A 16395-nucleotide genomic window follows, 5' to 3' on the forward strand; every position below is an offset into this window, starting at 1 on the left:
GCGTCAAATTATGCACTTGCATAGCAATTATGCATCTGTATAGTTTTCATTATAAAACGACTGCCTAGGGAAAATTCCAACAAGGCAGCGGGGGAAATGCAGTCAAGGTGAGGAGCACTTTCGAAAGCTGAACCGTTCACCACAACTCACGTATTAATCCGTGAGCTGATGGCAAAATGCGTCCGCTTAATCGTCATGCGGATGTTTAGACGTCTCGGATCATGCTTTTGAAATTGAAAATTAATGACGGACACAAACATCGCGATTGCGGTCAAGGACTTACACAAACGTTTCGGTACGCTCGACGTCCTGAAAGGCGTTTCGCTCGAAGCCAATTCCGGTGATGTAGTCGCCATTATTGGTGGCAGCGGCTCAGGAAAATCCACACTTCTACGCTGCATCAATCTGCTCGAAATTCCAACTTCGGGATCAATCGCCATTCACGGTGAGCAGATCAAAATGCGCAATCGAAGCCACGGCATGGAGCCAGCCGACGCGCGGCAAGTACAGCGCATCCGTGCAAGCCTCGGCATGGTCTTCCAGAGTTTCAACCTCTGGCAGCATATGACTGTTCTGCAAAACGTGATTGAAGCGCCGGTTCACGTGTTTGGAGTTCCAAAAGACCAAGCCATCGCCGAAGCGGAAGTCATTTTGCGCCGTGTCGGGCTTTATGAGAAACGTGACGTCTATCCGGCTTTTATGTCCGGCGGTCAGCAGCAGCGCGCCGCAATAGCGCGCGCCGTCGCTATCCAGCCGCTGGCCATGTTGTTCGACGAGCCAACTTCCGCACTCGACCCGGAGCTGGTCGGCGAAGTGCTCTCAGTCATTCATGATCTTGCAAAAGAACATCGCACCATGATCCTCGTCACGCATGAGATGAAATTCGCCCGCAATGTCGCGACGAAGGTCGTGTTTCTGCATGGCGGACAGATCGAGGAACAAGGCCCACCTGAACAGATATTTGGCGAGCCGAAATCGGAGCGCCTGCGTAAATTCATCAGCTCAACGCATAGCTGAAGAACAAGCCGCAACACCAAGATTGCGGACACTATGGAACAACAAAACGGAGGAAATCATGAAGGCAATAATCAAGGCGTGTGCGGTAGCATTCTTAGCCGCGACGGCACTGGCACCCGCCGCACAAGCACAGACGATGAAGGTTGCATTTGGCGCAGAGCCTTATCCACCAATGTATTATCCGGACGCATCGGGCAAATGGCAAGGCTTTGAAATCGAACTCGCCGATGTCGTTTGTGAAGCAGCAGGGTTGAAATGCGAAACCGTGCCGATTGCATGGGATGGTATTATTCCGGCTCTGACCAGCGGCAAGGTCGATATGATCATGGGTTCCATGTCAATCACCGACGAACGCAAGAAGCGCGTCGATTTCTCCGACAAATATTACAAGATCCCGCCAATGATCATCACAGCCAAAGATGCGAAGTTCGACATCACGCCGGAAGGCATGGCGGACAAAGCGATCGGCGTTCAGGTTTCCACGACCCATCAGGCCTATGTCGATAAGTATTTTGTGCCAAAGGGCGCAACGCTGAAAGAATATCAGACGCAAGACGAAGCCAATAACGACCTCGCAGCCGGACGTCTCGATGCGGTCATGGCCGACAGCAGCGCGCTAAGCGACTTCCTCAATACAGATGTCGGCAAATCCTGCTGCGAAAGCAAAGGCACACCGGCTGACGACGTAGGCATTCTCGGTCAGGGCGTTGGGGTTGCCGTCCGCAAGGGCGAAGACGATCTGCGCGAAAAGCTCAATGTCGCGATCAAGACCATTCGTGAAAACGGTGAATATGATCGCGTGGCGAAGAAGTATTTCACCTTCGACGTTTTTGGCCAGTAAGTTCGTTTCAAGGCTGTTCACATGAACTCTGTCTTCCCCGCAATCGTCGACTGGAGCCTGCTTGCCTATGACCCACCGGGTTGGGGGCGTGCGCTGTTCTTCGGTCTGCTGAATACCTTGCAAATAGCCGTCTGCGGTTATCTGCTTGGGTTGCTGCTTGGCGTTTGCGGGGCAGCAGGGAAACTCTATGGCAGTCCTGTCATAAAAGATCTGCTCACAGTTTACACCACCGTCGTTCGCGGCATCCCCGAGCTGGTCCTGCTTCTGATCCTTTATTATGCTGGCACACAATTCCTCAACACAATCATGGCCAAGCTTGGCTATGGATCGGTCGATGTCAGCGGCCTTGTCGCTGGCATCATCGTGATCGGCCTGGTTCAGGGTGCCTATGCCACGGAAGTTATTCGCGGTGCCATCCTCGCCATCGCCCCCGGCCAGATCGAAGCCGGTCGCGCATTCGGCATGTCACCTATAAAAGTCATGCATCGCATTACCTTGCCAGCCATGCTGCCTTTTGCCATTCCGGGCCTCTCCAATTTGTGGCTGATCGCAACAAAAGACACTGCCCTTCTTGCTGTTGTTGGTTTTACCGAACTCACACTCGTCACACGTCAGGCGGCAGGTGCGACCAAGGCCTATATGCTGTTTTTCCTGACCGCAGGCGCGATCTATCTCGGCATCACACTGATTTCGACCGCGTTCCTGCGCGCTGTTGAGCGCCATTTCAAACGCGGTTTCCCGGAGGCACGATGAGATGGATATAAGCGCAACAACACCACGTTTCCCGGCTCTCCGTGACTGGCTCCAGCCTCACCGTATTGTATTACTGGCATTGCTTGTCATAGCCATTGGCCTTGCCGTCTATATGGGCGAATGGGACTGGATACCGCGCTATATGCCACGCATCATATCCGGCATTGGCGTCACCCTGTTCATGCTGTTTGGCAGTGTCATTATCGGCTTTATGCTGGCTGTTCCGCTCGGCATCGTGCAGGTCACCGGGCCTTGGTGGCTCAAAGCACCCGCGACCATATTCTGCACCGTGTTTCGCGGCACACCTCTCCTGTTGCAGCTCTGGCTGCTCTATTATGGGCTGGGTTCGCTCTTCCCGATGATCCCCGGAATACGCTCGTCATTCCTCTGGCCTTATTTGCGTGAAGCATGGCCCTACGGTCTCTTTGCGCTCACCATGTCCTTCGCAGCTTATGAAGGCGAGGTCATGCGCGGCGCATTTGCAGGCGTCCCTTCTGGCGAAATACAAGCCGGACGTGCCTTCGGCATGGGGCGTTTCAAAATCTTCCACCGCATCTGGTTTCCGCGCGCATTCTATCGCGCCCTACCAACGCTCGTTGGCGAAACCGTACTGCATCTCAAGGCAACGCCGCTCGTCGCGACAATCACCGTTATCGATATTTACGGCGTCATGACCAAGGTGCGGCAGGATACGCTTCTGACCTATGAACCGCTTTTCCTACTGGCCGCAATCTATCTCGCACTGACATGCATTCTTGTGCTTGGCATGGGCCGGATCGAGCGCCGCATACCGGTTAAAGGGGTTTGAGATAACCACTAATACCGACACGGTCTAACACAGAAACACCATTTCAAATCTAACCGGAAAAGACAGGCTCAAGCGGCCACTTTCCGGAACAATGGAACTATGCCCATGCGCGACCCACGTTACGATATTCTGTTCGAACCCATTAAAATCGGCCCGGTCACAGCGCCCAACCGTTTTTATCAGGTACCGCATTGCAGCGGCATGGGCCATCGCTACCCCGACGCCGACCGCCATATGCGCCGTATGAAAGCAGAAGGCGGCTGGGGCGTCATCGCCACGCAAGAAACGGAGATCCACCCGACCTCCGATATCACCCCGTCCAATCAGGGCAGGCTATGGGACGATAAGGATATTCCGCGCCTTATCCAGTTGACTGACGCCGTGCATGAGCATGGCAGCCTCGCAGCCATTCAGTTGGTGCATAATGGCATCCACATCGCCAACCGCCTGACGCGGCTTTCGCCGCTCGGACCATCCGACATTATGGTCGATGTGGAAGACCCAGTGCAGGCCCGCGCAATGGATAAAAGTGACATTGTGCAATTCCGCAAATGGCATCGCGATGCCGCATTGCGCGCAAAGCACGCGGGCTTTGACATCATCTATGTCTATGCCGGTCACGACATGACCCTGCTACAGCATTTTTTGCTGAAACGTTATAACAAACGCACCGATGAGTATGGCGGCAGCTTTGAAAATCGCCTTCGTCTTTTTCGTGAAGTGATTGCCGACACCCGCGATGCCGTTGGCGACAAATGTGCGATTGCAGTGCGCTTTGCGGTCGAGGAATTTTTAGGCGCGGACGGCCTGACCCATGATGGTGAGGGCCGCGACGTGATTGCCGCTCTCGCCGATGAACCCGATCTTTGGGATGTAAATCTCTCCAACTGGTCGAATGACAGCCAGACCTCACGCTTCTCGCAGGAAGGCTTTCAGGAAGACTACGTTTCGTTTGTGAAAAAGCTCACCTCGAAACCGGTTGTCGGTGTAGGGCGCTATACCTCGCCCGATGCGATGGTTCGCGCGATCAAGAAAGGCATTTTCGATATGATCGGCGCAGCGCGCCCATCAATTGCCGATCCTTTCCTGCCAGCAAAAATCCGCGATGGCCGCATTGACGATATCCGCGAATGCATTGGCTGCAATATCTGCACGGCAAGCGATAACACGGTCGCGCCAATGCGCTGCACTCAGAATCCAACCATTGGCGAAGAATGGCGCAAAGGCTGGCATCCGGAAATCATCCCAACTCTTGAAGACCAGCAATCCGTGCTCATCGTAGGCGGCGGTCCGACCGGGCTTGAAGCAGCGCGTGCCATGGCGCAACGCGGTGCCGATGTGATGCTGGCCGATGCGGCACAAGAATGGGGTGGTCGCGTTGCGCAGGAATGCCGCCTACCCGGCCTTGCCGCATGGGGCCGCGTGCGCGACTGGCGAATTGGCCAATTGCAGCAGGCACCCAATGCACAACTCTATCTCGATAGTCAGCTTAGCGCAGAAGACATTCTATCCTATGGCATCCCGCATGTAGCGATTGCCACAGGGGCACGCTGGCGTAACGATGGCATGGGTCGCGCCCATCGCGATCCACTCGATTATCTTGCTGAAGGCGCAACAATTGGCGTCAATGCGCTGCTCGAAAACGGTGTGAGCGCACTCACGAATGATGGCCCGGTCGTCGTGTTCGATGATGATCGGTACTATATGGCGAGTGTTCTGGCCGAGCTTATCGCCTCATCAGGACGTGCTGTGACTTTCGTTACCCCCGCCCCAATTGTCGCGCCCTGGACCGAACACACGCTCGAACAAAGCCGTGTGCAGCGCCGCCTGATCGAAAAGGGTATTGAAATTGTCCCGCTGCACCAGCTTGCCGGACGTACAAAAGATACGCTCGACATTGCCTGTTCTTATTCCGGTAAAACCCGCACAATCGACTGTGCCACACTGGTTCCGGTCACGTCACGCATACCAATAGATCAACTATGGCATGACCTCATCGCCATGAGAGACCAATGGGCCGATCATGGTCTGGAAACGGTTGAACGCATCGGCGATTGCCTCTCTCCCGGAATCATCGCCGCCGCAACTTATGCCGGACATGGTTATGCACGAAGCCGCAACAATCCCGCGACTGAAGACAATTACGATATCTATCGATAATCCCCGTTCATCGAGCATTTTAAAGCAGCGGAGTAGTAATGAAAGGCCGCCTTATGAAATCGTGAAGCTCTTATTTGGAAGTGCGATGACTATTCGTTTCGAGATTGGCGTATTCACGTTACCTAAATACTGTTGCAGGACGTCAATCGCCTACAATGCGTTGATCATGAATAGCAAAGAATCTGGGCGTAAGAATGTGAGATTGCGTTTGGTTCTATTCGAAGCGTTCTTTTGAACCAGCGAACTTGAAAATATATCGGACTTAATTGGGTTAATGAACGAAATATCCCCACAACCGGCAAGAAAATACGTTTGAAACTCCACCGAAAGTTGTTGACGTATTAGCGCTAACTTGTAATCTCAAGCGTAAAATAACTGGCGGCGGTTATGATATCGGGGCTCTGAAGAGCCGGGGGGATTCTCTTGTTTGAACTGCACAACGCAGCTAGCGCTTCCGTGCGCACAAAATCGTCTAACAGGAGTGCGACTGTCAAATGCGTCGCTCGCCGCTCGGCATTTCTGTTATGTACAGCCGCTATCTTGTCGGGGATTGAGCCGTCACACTCCCAAGCCGAGCCAGTACCTCAATCAGTCTGGAAGGGCGGAGTAAACTCTGACTGGTCCAACCCATTGAATTGGACTGGTGGCATACCGGATTCCACGATTTGGGCATTCCTTGGTGATCCTTCTCGTGGGAATCTGACCGCGATTGCCACTGGAACACAAGCATTTGCCGACAAGGTTACTATCAATCAAGGTAACGAGCTTGTAGTCGAGGGCGGCTCACTCAGAGTGTCGGATATTATTTCTATTTCGACCAGTAGCCTTGCGGGCGATCCACGAGGCTCTATGATTATTAAAGCAGGTGGTCATGTTGTAACCGATAGGCTCTTTGTAGCCGATGGTCGAAATCAAGGGTCTCTTACGGTCTCTGGAGGAGACGCGGTGCTGACTGTCAATCTCAGTCAGCCCAATAATGTGGACAATAGGTTTGTTGTCGGAGGGTGGGGCGATGGCGTTCTTCTTCTGAATAATGGCGGCACAATTAATGTCGGCGGGACGAACCCTCTTGAACTAGGCAACATATTTGGTGACCGCGAAGCGACAGGCGTTCTTAGCATTGGCCAAGGCGAGCTCTCAGGTACTATCAATGCCGCAGAAATCCACTTTAACACGAAAACATCGTGGATTGGCGCCGATTTTACTGATGCGATGACAATCGGTTCCAAGATAACCGGAACAGGTTATCTCATCAAGAATGGTACAGGAACGCTTACGCTCACGGGTATGAATACTTATAGTGGCACAACGACAATCCGTGGTGGAACACTGGCGCTCTCAGGACAGGGTCGAATTAACGCTTCATCCGCAGTCGTTGTGAACGGAATACTAGACGTGTCCGCGGCTGCTTCGGCCCAGATCAACAATCTTTCTGGCACGGGTACAGTCGTTCTTGGTGGCCGATCTTTGCTTATCAGCAACGCGGCAAGTACATTCAGCGGAAATATTTCAGGCACTGGTGGCATTAACATTAGCAGCGGAACACAGGTTCTGTCGGGCCAAAACAGTTTTACCGGCGGAGCAGGCATTTCGGCGGGTGCACGTCTTGAGATCGGTGATGGTGGATCAACGGGATCAATTGTAAGTAATGTAACCAATTATGGTACATTATCCTTTAATCGTGCTGATGAAATCACTTATGCAGGAATTGTCACTGGTCCAGGATCGTTTGAACAACTGGGAACAGGAAAGCTCATTCTGACTGGAACCAGCAGTTCGAGCGGCAATGTTCAAATCGCTAACGGTAGCACGTTGCAGCTGGGTAATGGCGGGACGACTGGTCTGATTGGTGGTACCAACTTCCCTGGTACTATAACCAATGATGGAACACTCATTTATGACCGTTCCAATACCTTGACATGGCGCGGCGCTTATAACGGAACGGGCGAGATTATTCAGGCAGGTACCGGAACACTGCTGTTAACCGGTGATAGTTCCGCCTTTGCAGGTAACACGACGGTCAAAAATGGTACGATGCTTGTCGGCAACAGCCTGGGGGCTGGAAAGCTTGGTGGAAATATTGCCGTCCTGAGTGGGGCAACACTCGGCGGATCGGGTTCTATTGGTTCGGGTGCCGGATCAGCGGTCAACATATCGTCTGGTGGAACACTTGCTGCCGGTAATTCAATCGGTACAATGAATATCAATGGTAATCTCAACCTTGCCACAGGTGGCAATCTTGGAGTGGAGATTGCTGGTGATGGATCAACCGATCTTGTTAACGTAACAGGAACGGCTACTATTGCTGGTAGTAATTTATACGTCACGGCAATTGACCCAGAAACCAGTTACCAAAATGGCCAAACCTATCGGGTCTTGAATGCGGACGTTGGCGTAAGTGGAGAGTTCTCCAATGCTGTGTCTCGTTCAGCATTCTTGAATTTTGGATTGAGCTATAATCCCAACAGCGTTGATCTGACGATCGCGCTCAATAATGGCGGAACAGACCCCGGCACACCCGAACCCCGGCCGCTCTTCAAGAGGGTAGCTGGCACTTCCAATCAATATGCAACGGCGTCAGCCTTGGATACGCTTGTCCAATCTGGCGCTTCGCTGGAACTCTACAATGATCTTCTGATGCTATCAGCAGACGAAGCACGCGGCAGCTTCGACAGTCTTTCCGGCGAGGTCTATGCGTCAACTGCCAGTGTTTTGATTGATCAGTCTCAGTTTGTTCGCGGGGCCATGAATAGTCGCCTGCAGCAAGCTTTCGGGGCGCGCGTAGCTGCCCCAATAGAGCAGCTGCCATTTTTTCCAGTGCCTAAGCCTGCTTCGTCGCAGGCTATTGAACAGGCTGCACCAAGAACTCCTGCCGTTCCACAGACGCCTTATTCTGCATGGGGATATGCTTTTGGAGCCTGGGGCGTTCTGGACGGAAACAAAAACACCGGCGATCTAAAGTCATCCGTTGGCGGTTTTGCGAGCGGTGTCGATGCAGCTGTTCTCGATACTTGGCGCATTGGTGTTTTGGCTGAATATAGCCGCTCAAGTTTCCGGGTGAATGATCGGTCTTCGTCCGGAAATAGTGATAATTATACCCTTGGAGCCTATGCGGGCTCACAGTGGTCGATTTCCGATAATGCAGCGCTGAATTTACGCTCAGGTCTAGCATATACATGGCATAATATTTCAATGAACCGCAGCATAGCTTTTCCCGGGGTAACAGACAGTCTAAGCAGTGATTACGATGCTTCCACTCTGCAGATTTTCGGGGAGTTGGGCTACCAGATGAAAGTGAATCGATCACTCCTTGAACCCTATGCTAATCTTGCCTTTGTGCGATTTAGGAGCGATGGGTTTGGTGAAGACGGTCTCACTGCGGCGGCACTCTCAGTTAACTCAGAAACAACCAACACCAGTTTCAGTACTTTGGGATTCCGTGCTTCTACTGACTTTGATATTGGTAATGTTCCGTTCACCGCGCGTGGGGATATCGGCTGGCGCCACGCCTTTGGGGATGTAACGCCTATATCGGCAGCTAGTTTTGTTGGGTCGGATGACTTTAGTGTGTCAGGGTCGCCGATCGCCAAAGACTTTGCGCTGTTGGAGGCTGGCTTTGACATTCCGCTCAACGACGCTGCTAAAATAGGGATCTCCTATAATGGTCAGTTTGGTACGGGCGCTGTGCAGAATGGAGTTAATGCGAGATTTAGTGTGGGGTTCTAAGCATCAAGCGCAGACCGTTAGCTAATCTTAGCTTACAGGGCTAACATACATGCCGGTTTTGTACTTGCGATAAAAAACAGCGTCAAAACAGAATGATAAATGTCTCTTAGAGGAATTCTCTGGGTGTCGATTTGTTGTTCTTTGGCAAGTCACAACGTTTCAGTTAACTAGTCAAGGCGATCTAGATCGTTACTAAAGATGTGTCTGGATAGTCAAAGCCTCGCCACTCTCCCGCTATTTTTCAGGCACGTCTGAGTGCGGGAGAGTCGATGTTTCTTGTATTTAAGTTGACCAATGCATAGTTATTGCGGAACGTCACCTGCTTTGGGAAGTTTTGCCCAATTAGCTAGAAAGTCGTCGCGGTTTTTGGCAGCATCAGCCTCGTCAAGTGTGAAGACCTTTACGTCGACAAGTTCAGGCAGTTCAACGAATTCAGATACTTTGATATCGTTGCGGCTTGGGCGACGGAACGCGACCTTCAATAGTTCTATTTGCGCTTCCTTGGAAAGCAAACTGTCGAGCGCCTTTTTAGCATTTTCTCCACTTGGCGCATTCTTGAACAAGCCGGCAAACTCCGGCGTCATAAACGTGCCTTCTGATGGGTAAACGAGGGATAATTCTTCCTGCCTGCCGTCGATTTAAGGCTAACCATCGCGGTCTTTCTGGCCTCAATATCCTGACCAATTCAATCGACGTAGCGCGCCTGTTCTCTGGGCGAGAAAGCAATACTTATCACCGTTATGAAGTCCATTTGCTATCCGGTGATGTTCGTCAAGATCCTCTGGAAACTTGGGGCGCATCCGCGATCAATGATATTCATCGCTATCGAGCAGATGTGGCTCTATTAGCCCCATGAGGTATTGACCCGGAGCTCGGTGCTATGAACCATTTTATCCAAGGCGCGGAAATAGCGCGTGCTATGGTGCGCAATTCAGCAAAAACCATCATACTGGCCGATCATTCCAAAATCGGTGCGCCAGCCCGTTCTGTGTTCTGCGCCATCAAGGAAATTTCACATCTGATCGTTGATAAGAAAGCGCGTGAGGCCCCTGATTTTTCGACTCTTGAGAAGTCGATATCTAGTGTCATTGTAAGCAAATAATCGTTATGAGAGGCTTACTAACCACTAAATGGCTCGATCTTAATGCGATTTCCAGAATACCGGTTGCAGAGAAATGTTCACGCTTAGGCAGTTACGCTATTTCATCGCATGTGCCGAGCAGGGTTCTGTTACGCGTGCCGCGCAATCGCTATCAATTTCCCAATCGTCTATCACAGAGGCGATCAAAGAACTTGAAGCTGATCTCAACGTTACCTTGTTTGAGCGTCATCCGCGTGGCTTGATCGTTACTCACAATGGCCATCAGTTTATGCGCCATGCGACCAAAATATTGGCTGATGTCTCTGACGCAAGACGCTCATTTTCAAGCAAGCAGGTGACTGAAAAAAGAACACTGCATCTCGGCGTCACATCACTGGTTGCGGGCTATGTTCTGTCTGATCTGCTGGCGCGCTATCGCAGAGCGTTTCCTGATGTGGAAGTGAGTGCAATTGAAGACAACGGTTCTTATCTGGAACACCTACTTATTGGCGGTGAACTCGATGTAGCGGTTGTGGTTATCTCAAGTCTTCGGGATCGAATGGCGCTTCATGCCGAAATTCTCGAAACATCGCCTTATCGGTTGTGGTTGCCGTTAGGGCACTCGCTTGTATCGGTTGACGGAATATCAATTGACGATGTGGCCAAAGAGCCTTTGATCATGCTCACTGTCGATGAAATCGAGGAAAATACTGGAAAGCTTCTCGCAGCGCTTGGGGCGAGGCCGCATGTGGCCTTCAGAACCCGTTCTGTTGAAGCAGTGCGTAGTTTGGTGGCAACCGGCGCTGGTGTAGCCCTGCTACCTGATCTCGTCTATCGCCCCTGGTCGCTTGAAGGGGACCGTATCGAAAGCCGAGATGTATCTGGTTCTCTGCCAATCGTGCAGATTGGAATGGTATGGCGAAAAGGCTCGAGTCTTCCTCAATCCGCTCGCGATTTTATTGGAATTGCAGAAGCAGCGCGTTCTGGAAGGCAACGCTAACACGGTCTGTGAGAAAAAGAATTCAATTAAACTGCTGTTCTAAACTGAAATTTCTTTAATAGAGTCGGCTTTAAGATGTGGGCTTGCTACATCAATCGGAAAAACCGATACCTGCTTTCTAGTAAATGAATTTGCGAATGTTTTTCGTTCAGATAACTTCATCTCCAAGGAACGAAAAGTCGAAAACGGCAAAATGGAGAGAGTAATGCGAACATGTTTCATGTGCCTTGATCAGCTAATGTTGTGAGCTGCATCTAGACGTCTTCATCGCTGCTCAGACAAGTTCTGCGATAATCCCAAACCCGGATCGATTTCATCCTCCATTCTCAGCCAGTGGAGCAGGCGAGGTCGTGCGCGGTTTTATATCCAGCTCAGATAAGTTCTGCTTTTCGTAGCCTCTTAGACGTCATGTCAAGAATAAACAACGGAAACAGACGTAATTTCTCCGGAGAATGTAATGGACTCAGAAATGCTTATCGGCTCCCAGTTTGAACTGGGAACAGAACATGAGGAACTTGTTCTCAATCCAAAAACCGGAGATGTTGTTCTGCATTTGGCTGAAGCATCATTGGGACAAGTCGACAAGGCTGTAGAGGCCGCGGAAAAAGCATTTCAATCCTGGTCTCGTACAACGCCTGCGGAACGCTCGGGTTATCTGCTTAAAATTGCAGACGCAGTCGAAAGAGATGCTGAGGGCTTTGCTGCACTCGAAGCATTGAATTGCGGTAAACCGTATCATGCAGTCTTGAGTGACGAAATACCTGCAGTTATTGATTGCTATCGCTATTTCGCAGGTGCTGTCCGTAACATGCAGGGGCCGATTGCTGCTGAATATCTCGCCGGACATACGTCCATGATTCGCCGCGATCCTGTGGGGATTGTTGGATCGATTGCTCCTTGGAACTATCCATTAATGATGATGGCCTGGAAGCTTGCTCCGGCTATTGCTGGTGGCAACACAGCTGTTTTCAAGCCATCAGAACAGACGCCTTTGACTGCATTGAAAATGGCTAAAGTGATGGCCGATATTCTGCCATCGGGCGTCGTGAACGTCGTACTTGGGCGCGGAGAAACTGTCGGAAACGCTCTTATCAATCACCCGTCAATCAACATGGTTTCCATTACAGGCGATGTTGCAACCGGTAAGAAGGTTTTGCAGGCAGCAGCAAAGTCAGTGAAGCGGACGCATCTTGAATTGGGAGGCAAGGCGCCCGTGATTGTTATGGCAGATGCCGATATTGATGCGGTCGTCGAAGGCATCAAAACATTCGGATTCTATAATGCCGGTCAGGATTGCACAGCTGCCTGTCGTATCTATGCCGACGCGCGGATCTACGATCGCCTTGTTGCGGATTTATCAGGTGCTGTTTCCAGCATTCGTTTCAATCTCGATGATGACGCACAAAATGAGATGGGACCGCTTATATCGCGTCGCCAACGTGATCGTGTAGATAGCTTTGTTGCACGGGCTCGTGAGAACACACATATCGAAATAACCGCAGGCGGTAAGCCTTCTGGAGAGAAGGGCTTCTTCTTTGAACCGACTGTGGTTGCCGGAGCGTTGCAGGACGATGAGATTGTCCGGCGTGAAGTCTTTGGTCCAGTGGTTTCGGTGACGCGCTTTGTCGACGAGGAACAGGCGATTTCGTGGGCCAATGACAGTGATTATGGCCTGGCGTCTTCCGTCTGGACCAAAGACATCAGCAAGGGCCTTAAAGCTGCAGCGCACCTGCAATATGGCTGCACCTGGATTAATACACATTTCATGCTGACCAATGAAATGCCGCATGGTGGTTTGAAACAATCCGGTTACGGCAAAGACATGTCTATCTACGCACTTGAGGACTATACCACTGTGCGTCATGTCATGATTGCTCACGGGTGATGCTATGACAAACACAGCTGAACAACTCCAAATTGATCGTTCTAAACTTGAAATCTCGAAGACCGATGTGGCCATCGAGATCAAGAACATGCACAAGTGGTACGGCGAGTTCCACGTTCTGCGTGACATCAACTTGAAGGTTATGCGTGGCGAACGCATCGTCGTTGCTGGTCCTTCGGGTTCCGGCAAGTCAACCATGATCCGTTGCGTTAATCGTCTGGAAGAACACCAGAAGGGCCAGATCATTGTTGATGGTATTGAGCTCACCAATGATCTCAAGAAGATCGACGAAGTGCGCCGCGAAGTCGGCATGGTGTTCCAGCACTTCAACCTCTTCCCGCATCTGACCATTTTGGAGAACTGCACGCTCGCACCGATCTGGGTTCGTAAAATGCCAAAGAAGCAGGCGGAAGAAATCGCGATGCACTATCTGGCACGCGTGAAAATTCCAGAGCAGGCCAACAAGTATCCGGGTCAGCTTTCAGGCGGTCAGCAGCAGCGTGTGGCAATTGCCCGCGCGCTCTGCATGAGCCCGAAAGTCATGCTGTTCGATGAGCCGACCTCGGCACTTGATCCGGAAATGGTCAAGGAAGTGCTTGATACAATGGTGAGCCTTGCTGCCGAAGGCATGACGATGATCTGCGTAACGCACGAAATGGGCTTTGCCCGTCAGGTCGCAAACCGCGTGATCTTTATGGATCAGGGCCAGATCGTTGAGCAGAATTCGCCGGCCGAGTTCTTCGACAACCCGCAGCATGAACGCACCAAGCTGTTCCTGAGCCAGATCCTGCACTGATCTAACAAATATAACCGCACCAACGGAGGGTAACTTGAATAAACTATTCGCAATCGCATCAGCGTCATTGTTTTTGTTTTCCGGAATGGCACATGCCGGTCCCACTCTGGACCGTGTAAATGAGAAAAAGGAAATGGTAGTCGCCACCAATGTTGGCTGGCCTCCACAGGGTTTCCTTGATGACAATAACGAACTTGTTGGGTTCGATATTGATGTAGCCAATGAAATCGGCAAGCGTTTGGGTGTTAAAGTCCGTTTTGAAACTCCTGAGTGGCCAACGCTAACCGGTGGTCACTGGCAGGGACGTTATGATGTTGGTGTCGGTTCAGTAACGCCAACCAAAGCACGCGCACAGGCTATCGACTTTGCTGGAATCTATTATTACAGCCCCTATGTGTATGTCGTACATAAGGACAGCAAAGCACATTCGACCGACGATCTGAACGGCAAGGTGATTGGGGTTGAAACCGGGACCACGTCTGAAGATTTCATCAACCGTCGCCTTGAAATTGATGCGCCTGATCTTCCGGCTTTTGAATACAAAGTAACTCCTGGCGAAGTTCGTACCTTTGAAGACTCCATGATGCCGTTTGACGACCTTCGCTTGGGCGATGGTGTGCGTTTGGATGCTATTATTGCACCAGAACAGACAGCTCAGACTGCTATCAAGAACGGCTATCCGGTTCGTGTTCTCGAAGGTGGTTATGCATTCCGCGAGCCGCTGGTTGTGATTGCAGAAAAAAATGATCCTGAATGGACTGCAAAGATCGGAGAAATCATCAAGCAGATGAAGGATGATGGAACCCTCGCAACGCTTACGACCAAGTGGTACGGCGCGGATTACAGCAAAGACTAATTGCTTCCGATAAAAACACATCAAGTTTCCCGATCAATTCATCATCAAACCCCGGCTTTGCCTTGCGAGGCAGGCCGGTTGTGAATTGAAAATGGAAAAAATCAATATATTCAGACTGGTAACAAGATGTCCTATCCTGACACGCATTACTTCAGAACCATGGCTGATATCAAAGAACGCGTAACCCTTGTTGGCAATGAGGAGTGTGAAACTCTCATTATTGGTGCTGGTCTTGCTGGTCTGACAACCGCGTTGGAACTGGTGCGGCAGGGACAGTCTGTTATCATTCTTGAAGCCATGAGTGTCGGCTTTGGTGCCTCGGGGCGCAATGGTGGTTTTGTCAGTCCCGGTTTTGCAACCGGTCATGATAAGATCGCTGCAACAGTCGGCGACGATGCTGCGAAAAAGCTCCACAGGCTCTCGGTAGAGGGCATGGAATTTGTTGGCGAAACAATTCGCGATCTTAATATCACGTCTGCAGATCCCAAGCATGGGCTGATCAGCGTACAGCGCTATGAAGATGCACCCGCTTTGCAGGCCGAAGTGGCGGAGGCAAAGAGAGACTTCAATTACCACCTTGAATTTATGTCGAGGGATGAAGTTCAGTCGGTGTTGAAGTCTGAACGTTATTATCAGGCCATTCGCGATCCCAAGGCGTTTCACATTCATCCACTCAATTATGCACGTGCTCTCGCTCAGGAAATCGAGCGTCTCGGTGGTAAGATTTATGAGAATTCCGCAGCGCAATCTATCGACGTTTCGAATGCGCAGAAAATGGTTCGAACAAGCCGAGGTTCAGTTCAGGCCAAAAATCTGGTGATCACCACAGGTGGTTATACAGGTGGGTTGAATAAGAAACTTCAACGATCCTATTTGCCGATAGCGACCTATGTCATGGTTTCTGAAGTTGCTCCTGATCTCATCAGCGAAGCTATCAAAACCCCAGCGGCGATCGGTGATAGTCGCAGAGCTGGCGATTATTACAGGCTCATTGAAGGTGGTAGGCGCGTATTGTGGGGTGGCCGCATAACAACCCGCGCCGCCTCAACTGAGGGGCTGGTGCGAGAGCTTCGTCATGAAATGACAAGCACCTATCCGCAACTGTCTGGACTCAAGACAGAACTCGCATGGTCTGGCCTGATGGCATATGCGCGCCACCTCATGCCCCAAATCGGAAAAATGCCGAGTGGAGTATGGTACTGCACGGCCTTTGGCGGTCATGGCCTGAACACCACCGCTATCGGTGGCAAGCTGGTGGCCGAAGGAATTCTTGGTACGACTGATCGTTACAAGAATTTTGAGCCTTTTGGCTTGGTCTGGGCAGGCGGTTACGCTGGTCTCGCCGTTGCTCAACTTACCTATTGGAAACTGCAGGCACAGGACAAGTGGCGAGAACGCTCCGCCTGATAAACTGCTTGCTTCTAAGTAAATTTATCCCCCCAGAACAAAAAGACATCCGTAAAGCCGATCGG

At 51.2% G+C, this 16395-nt stretch carries 13 protein-coding genes; 12 read left to right on the forward strand and 1 reads right to left on the reverse strand.

Annotated elements, in window-relative coordinates; genetic code table 11:
- Positions 1 to 243 precede the first annotated feature (243 nt).
- The 6 genes from CEV34_RS21225 to CEV34_RS21250 all read left to right on the forward strand — a co-directional run bounded on the left by CEV34_RS21225 (position 244) and on the right by CEV34_RS21250 (position 9305).
- On the forward strand, positions 244 to 1017 hold the full coding sequence (locus CEV34_RS21225; RefSeq protein ID WP_007879893.1) for an ABC transporter ATP-binding protein: 774 nt from the start codon (positions 244 to 246) through the stop codon (positions 1015 to 1017).
- Positions 1018 to 1075: 58 nt separating this feature from the next.
- Positions 1076 to 1858 (forward strand): transporter substrate-binding domain-containing protein, encoded by a 783-nt coding sequence (locus CEV34_RS21230; RefSeq protein ID WP_007879892.1) that lies wholly within the window; start codon positions 1076 to 1078, stop codon positions 1856 to 1858.
- Positions 1859 to 1879: 21 nt separating this feature from the next.
- Entirely contained in the window at positions 1880 to 2611 is a 732-nt protein-coding gene (locus CEV34_RS21235) for an ABC transporter permease (RefSeq protein ID WP_007879890.1), read from the forward strand.
- Position 2612: 1 nt separating this feature from the next.
- The gene (locus tag CEV34_RS21240) at positions 2613 to 3419 is read left to right on the forward strand and encodes an ABC transporter permease (protein ID WP_007879888.1); all 807 of its coding nucleotides are present in this window, start codon (positions 2613 to 2615) and stop codon (positions 3417 to 3419) included.
- A gap of 99 nt (positions 3420 to 3518) precedes the next feature.
- Positions 3519 to 5579, forward strand: a complete 2061-nt coding sequence (locus CEV34_RS21245) for an oxidoreductase (protein ID WP_094544468.1) — start codon at positions 3519 to 3521, stop codon at positions 5577 to 5579.
- A gap of 630 nt (positions 5580 to 6209) precedes the next feature.
- The gene (locus CEV34_RS21250) at positions 6210 to 9305 is read left to right on the forward strand and encodes an autotransporter outer membrane beta-barrel domain-containing protein (protein ID WP_235819145.1); all 3096 of its coding nucleotides are present in this window, start codon (positions 6210 to 6212) and stop codon (positions 9303 to 9305) included.
- A 302-nt stretch (positions 9306 to 9607) separates the two neighbouring features.
- Here CEV34_RS21250 and CEV34_RS21255 read toward each other — a convergent pair whose 3' ends face one another.
- Positions 9608 to 9889 (reverse strand): type 2 periplasmic-binding domain-containing protein, encoded by a 282-nt coding sequence (locus CEV34_RS21255; RefSeq protein ID WP_007879880.1) that lies wholly within the window; start codon positions 9887 to 9889, stop codon positions 9608 to 9610.
- Between the two features lie 275 nt (positions 9890 to 10164).
- Between CEV34_RS21255 and CEV34_RS21260 the strand changes: the two genes are divergently transcribed.
- The 6 genes from CEV34_RS21260 (at position 10165) to CEV34_RS21285 (ending at position 16330) form a co-directional block, all read left to right on the forward strand.
- On the forward strand, positions 10165 to 10407 hold the full coding sequence (locus CEV34_RS21260) for a DeoR/GlpR family DNA-binding transcription regulator (RefSeq protein WP_268877859.1): 243 nt from the start codon (positions 10165 to 10167) through the stop codon (positions 10405 to 10407).
- Between the two features lie 73 nt (positions 10408 to 10480).
- The gene (locus tag CEV34_RS21265) at positions 10481 to 11386 is read left to right on the forward strand and encodes a LysR family transcriptional regulator (RefSeq protein ID WP_007879876.1); all 906 of its coding nucleotides are present in this window, start codon (positions 10481 to 10483) and stop codon (positions 11384 to 11386) included.
- Positions 11387 to 11843: 457 nt separating this feature from the next.
- Positions 11844 to 13271, forward strand: coding sequence for a gamma-aminobutyraldehyde dehydrogenase (locus tag CEV34_RS21270; RefSeq protein ID WP_007879874.1), 1428 nt, complete (start codon positions 11844 to 11846; stop codon positions 13269 to 13271).
- A gap of 4 nt (positions 13272 to 13275) precedes the next feature.
- Positions 13276 to 14067: an amino acid ABC transporter ATP-binding protein gene (locus tag CEV34_RS21275; protein WP_064322540.1), complete on the forward strand. Its 792-nt coding sequence runs from the start codon at positions 13276 to 13278 to the stop codon at positions 14065 to 14067.
- Positions 14068 to 14101: 34 nt separating this feature from the next.
- Complete coding sequence (locus CEV34_RS21280) at positions 14102 to 14923, forward strand: transporter substrate-binding domain-containing protein (protein WP_007879872.1); 822 nt, start codon at positions 14102 to 14104, stop codon at positions 14921 to 14923.
- A gap of 126 nt (positions 14924 to 15049) precedes the next feature.
- On the forward strand, positions 15050 to 16330 hold the full coding sequence (locus CEV34_RS21285; RefSeq protein WP_179253612.1) for an NAD(P)/FAD-dependent oxidoreductase: 1281 nt from the start codon (positions 15050 to 15052) through the stop codon (positions 16328 to 16330).
- Positions 16331 to 16395 lie beyond the last annotated feature (65 nt).

This window comes from Brucella pseudogrignonensis (assembly GCF_002252525.1).
Classification (GTDB): Bacteria; Pseudomonadota; Alphaproteobacteria; order Rhizobiales; family Rhizobiaceae; genus Brucella; species Brucella pseudogrignonensis.